This is a genomic window from Halanaerobium sp. (assembly GCF_003070835.1).
The window spans coordinates 1-3,807 of record NZ_QBLR01000316.1; the positions used below are offsets into that span (position 1 = coordinate 1).

The 3,807-nt window shown below is 29.0% G+C and carries 5 protein-coding genes; all 5 read right to left on the reverse strand.

Going from position 1 to position 3,807, the window contains the following annotated elements:
- Positions 1-74: 74 nt before the first annotated feature.
- A complete protein-coding gene (locus tag CI949_RS18160) occupies positions 75-731 on the reverse strand; it encodes a phosphate propanoyltransferase (RefSeq protein WP_290768986.1) in 657 nt (218 codons plus the stop codon).
- 39 nt (positions 732-770) lie between these two features.
- Entirely contained in the window at positions 771-2,036 is a 1,266-nt protein-coding gene (locus CI949_RS18165; protein WP_290768989.1) for a phosphotransferase, read from the reverse strand.
- A gap of 29 nt (positions 2,037-2,065) precedes the next feature.
- Positions 2,066-2,500, reverse strand: a complete 435-nt coding sequence (eutP, locus tag CI949_RS18170; protein WP_089722939.1) for a EutP/PduV family microcompartment system protein — start codon at positions 2,498-2,500, stop codon at positions 2,066-2,068.
- Positions 2,501-2,502: 2 nt separating this feature from the next.
- Entirely contained in the window at positions 2,503-2,856 is a 354-nt protein-coding gene (eutS, locus tag CI949_RS18175) for an ethanolamine utilization microcompartment protein EutS (RefSeq protein ID WP_089722940.1), read from the reverse strand.
- 29 nt (positions 2,857-2,885) lie between these two features.
- The coding region (locus CI949_RS18180) for an acetate/propionate family kinase (protein ID WP_290768995.1) at positions 2,886-3,807 on the reverse strand (922 nt) is incomplete at its 5' end.

Consider the following 3,807-nt stretch of genomic DNA (forward strand, 5'->3'; position numbering starts at 1 on the left):
ATATAAAAAAGCCCCTATAAATTCAGATTCAAAAAAACTTCTGAAAATATAGAGGGATTTTAGTTTATAATTTATTATTTTTGTTTAATTATTTTAGCCTTATCACCTTTAGAAAACAAGCAGGCATTTGCTTCATCATAATCAATATGCATACTCAAACTATAGTCTTTATTTACTCTAATCAATACATTTTTAAAAATAACAGGTCTTTCAGTCAGAGCTTCAATAGAAACTATTTCTCCATCCACTACATCTAAATTAGCAGCATCTTTTGGTGTCATATGTATGTGTCTTTTAGCAATAATAACTCCTTCTTCTAACTTTATAACGTTTTCAGATGAGGCTATAAAAACAGAAGCACTATTATCAATATTTCCTGAAAATCTCAATGGAGGATTAATCCCCAGTTTAATAGAATCAGTTTTAGAAAGTTCTACCTGTGAATGTGATCTTGCTGGCCCTAAAACTGCTGCTTTTTCAATAACCCCTTTTTTTCCTATAAGTTTGACCTTTTCTTCTGCCAGGAACTGGCCTGGTTGAGACAGTTCCCTTTTAGGAGTTAACTTATAACCTTCACCAAAAAGAGCATCAACATCCGCTTGAGACAAATGAACATGTCTCCCTGAAGCTTCCAGTGGAATTATTTTTTCTTTGTTAATTGACTTCCTTTTTTCAGTTAATGATTCTTTAATTATTTGTTCAATTTTCTCTTTTAATTCTGATTCTATCATTAAGAATCACCCCTAGTTTTTAATTTTTTAGTTATCTAGTTATTTAACAGCTCTAGTTACTAATTCTTTGATTTTATTATATTGGAATTCATAATTTAATTTTTCAACTATAGTAACTAATTCTCCAATATTTTTGATTTCTCTATTTCTATAAAAAATTTCTCTAGATACTTTTATTGCAAATTCTTGAGCAATTGTTCTGTTCTTTAAATCTTTAATTCTTTTTAAATCAAGACAAAGACCTCCATCATATAACCTACTAATTATTGTTAAAGAGATAAAAGAGAGAGTCTGATATAAATATTCATCAAAATACTTTTCTATTTCTATAGATGATAAATTAGACTTCAATTTAAACAGACTACCTAATCTATACTTAAAAGACTTATAAACCTTTTCTATAAAATTTAATAAATATTTCTGATATTCTCTTCTTTCTAAACTGTATTCAAGTCCTAACAGTGAAGAATAATTTAAAATCAAATTACCAATTAATCTTCCCATATCAAATGAAGGTAAACCATAAGCAGCAAACTCTGTATCAAAAATCTTTATTTTATTATTTTTAATAAAAATATTTGAACTATGAAAATCAGCATGAATTAAAGAAAGTTTTTTGTTATTAAAAGCAAATCTAATCTCTTTTACTTTATTGATAATCTTTTTGTCTTGACAATAATTTAAGATTTTTTCTTTGATTAGAGGATTAATTTCCCTTTTTTGTGGTTGTAAGATAGCTCTAACAAAAATTAAATCATCCCAAACCTTTATCGATTCTGCTTTATTAAAAAAATTCAAAAGCCCGTAGAATTGTTTTTCGTCCAGAAAATATTTTGAACTATAAAAAGCTGTTTTTGCCAGAAAATCAGCGATTTTTCCTTCAATATTTTTAACTCTCTGTCCTTTTATTAAAGAACTCCTTAAAAGTTCCATACCCTCTATATATTCAAAAATAATTATATTATTTTCACCGTCAAAAAAATACACCTCGGGAACAGAACTTGGGCAAGTTTCTCGCCAAAATTTCAAAGAATAAAATTCTGAGTATATTCTTTTTTTAGGCAGAGGAATTTCAACATTTTCTATAGCTGCTTTTCTAACATAAGGAAGAACTTGTTTTAAAACAACTTTCTTTCCATTATCCTTATTCTCAATTAAAAATAAGTTGTTAGCAAAACCGTTAACACTTAAAGTATTAGAGTTTAAACTTTTAGTAGAAATGTTATTCGAATCTAAAAAAATATTAGTATTTTCATATATATATTTAGCTGCTTCTTCGAGTGTGAGCATCTCATCTAAATTCATTATCCACGCCTTCCAATCTTTGGTCAGAATTATTTGCCAGAAATAAAATCAGATAATTCAGTAATTCCTTTCCCAGTCAAGGCACTTGTTAAAAATATTTTATCAGCTCCAGCCATATTTAAAATATTCTTAGCATGGTCAATATTAGCTTTTGGTTCATCAATTTTTGTTACAATACCAATTACAGGTCGAGTAAATATTGAAGCAAATGTAGGAGGAAAAAAATATTGTTCTGCAGTTGCATCAGCAACTAATCCAATCATTTCTGCCTCTTGAGCAGCAGAAATCAAAGCTGTATAATACTGTCTATTTTCTATATATTCTCCGGGAGTATCAATGGACTGATCTTCAAATTCTAAACTTTGTGTTCTAATATCAATTTTTTTAAATTTTTCACCATTTAATACTTTTAATAGTGTGGTTTTACCAGCCTTAGTTCCCCCAATTAAAATTATATCTTTCATCTTTATGACCTTGTAATTTCTGTTACATCAAATCCTAAAACATGTTCTAATAAGTTTAGAATATTTTTAAAAGCAGATTCAACACTTGATACTTTACCACTGATAACTAATGAACCACTAAAACGATCAATAAATCCAATTTTAATATCTGCATTTTTACTAGCAGAATCCGCTGCAATTATTGCCGCCTCACTGGGGGTAATAGTTAAAATTCCAAGAGCTTCATGCTTTTCATTTAGACCAATTTTTTTATAAATATCAGCTGAAGGATGTGCAATTAAATGAACCAAAGTCACCTGTTTTCCTGGCACATATTCCTGAATTACTCTGTCCTTTTTGTTATTTAATCCTGCCATTTTATCTCCTCCGGAAATAAATAGGATGTTTATCCTATAAGTTCTTTAATTATATTTTTTACATGATCTTCTACAACATTTTTGGCTTCTCTTGCAATAACTAGTTCTTCATTTGTCGGAATAACATAAACATCAACTTTAGAATTATCTGAACTAATTTTTATTTCTTTTCCACGACAATTATTTTTATTATTATCAATTTCAATACCAAAACAATCCATATTTGATGTTATTTTTTTTCTAACATTAATCGCATTTTCACCAATACCCGCAGTAAAGATTAATAAATCAACTCGTCCTAATAAAGCTGCATATGAACCAATATATTTTTTTACTCTCCTACAAAAGATATCTAAAGCAAGCTTTGCTCTTTTATTACCTGCTTCAGCTGCCTCTCCAATATCTCTAAAATCATTACTAACTCCAGAAATTCCTAATACTCCACTTTCCTTATTTAAAGCTTGATCGATTTCTTCAATATTCATATTTCTTTCTTTCATAATATATGGTATTATACCGGTGTCAAGATCCCCTGATCTAGTACCCATAACTAGACCATCTAAAGGTGTTAAACCCATACTGGTATCAATTACTTTTCCAGCTTCAATAGCTGTAATGCTTGCTCCATTACCTAAATGACAGCTGATAATTTTCAAGTCCTTATAATCTCTTCCTAATAATTTTGCCCCTCTTTCTGAAACATATTTATGAGATGTACCATGAAAGCCATACCTACGAACACCATTTTCTTCATACCACTTATAAGGAACAGCATACAAATATGATTTTTTAGGCATAGACTGATGAAAAGCAGTATCAAAAATACCTACATCTGGGGTGTTCGGCATTAATTTTCTACTGACTTCAATTCCCATAATATTTGCTGGGTTATGTAGAGGAGCCAATTTTATGTTTTCTTTTAATGCTTTTATTACTTCTTCATCTATTAAA

What these genes read in the sequence shown, in the direction of transcription:
- CI949_RS18160 (WP_290768986.1), bottom strand. Translation starts at nt 731, where the DNA reads ATGATAGAATCAGAATTAAAAGAGAAAATTGAACAAATAATTAAAGAA.
- CI949_RS18165 (WP_290768989.1), bottom strand. Translation starts at nt 2,036, where the DNA reads ATGAATTTAGATGAGATGCTCACACTCGAAGAAGCAGCTAAATATATA.
- eutS (WP_089722940.1), bottom strand. Translation starts at nt 2,856, where the DNA reads ATGGCAGGATTAAATAACAAAAAGGACAGAGTAATTCAGGAATATGTG.
- eutP (WP_089722939.1), bottom strand. Translation starts at nt 2,500, where the DNA reads ATGAAAGATATAATTTTAATTGGGGGAACTAAGGCTGGTAAAACCACA.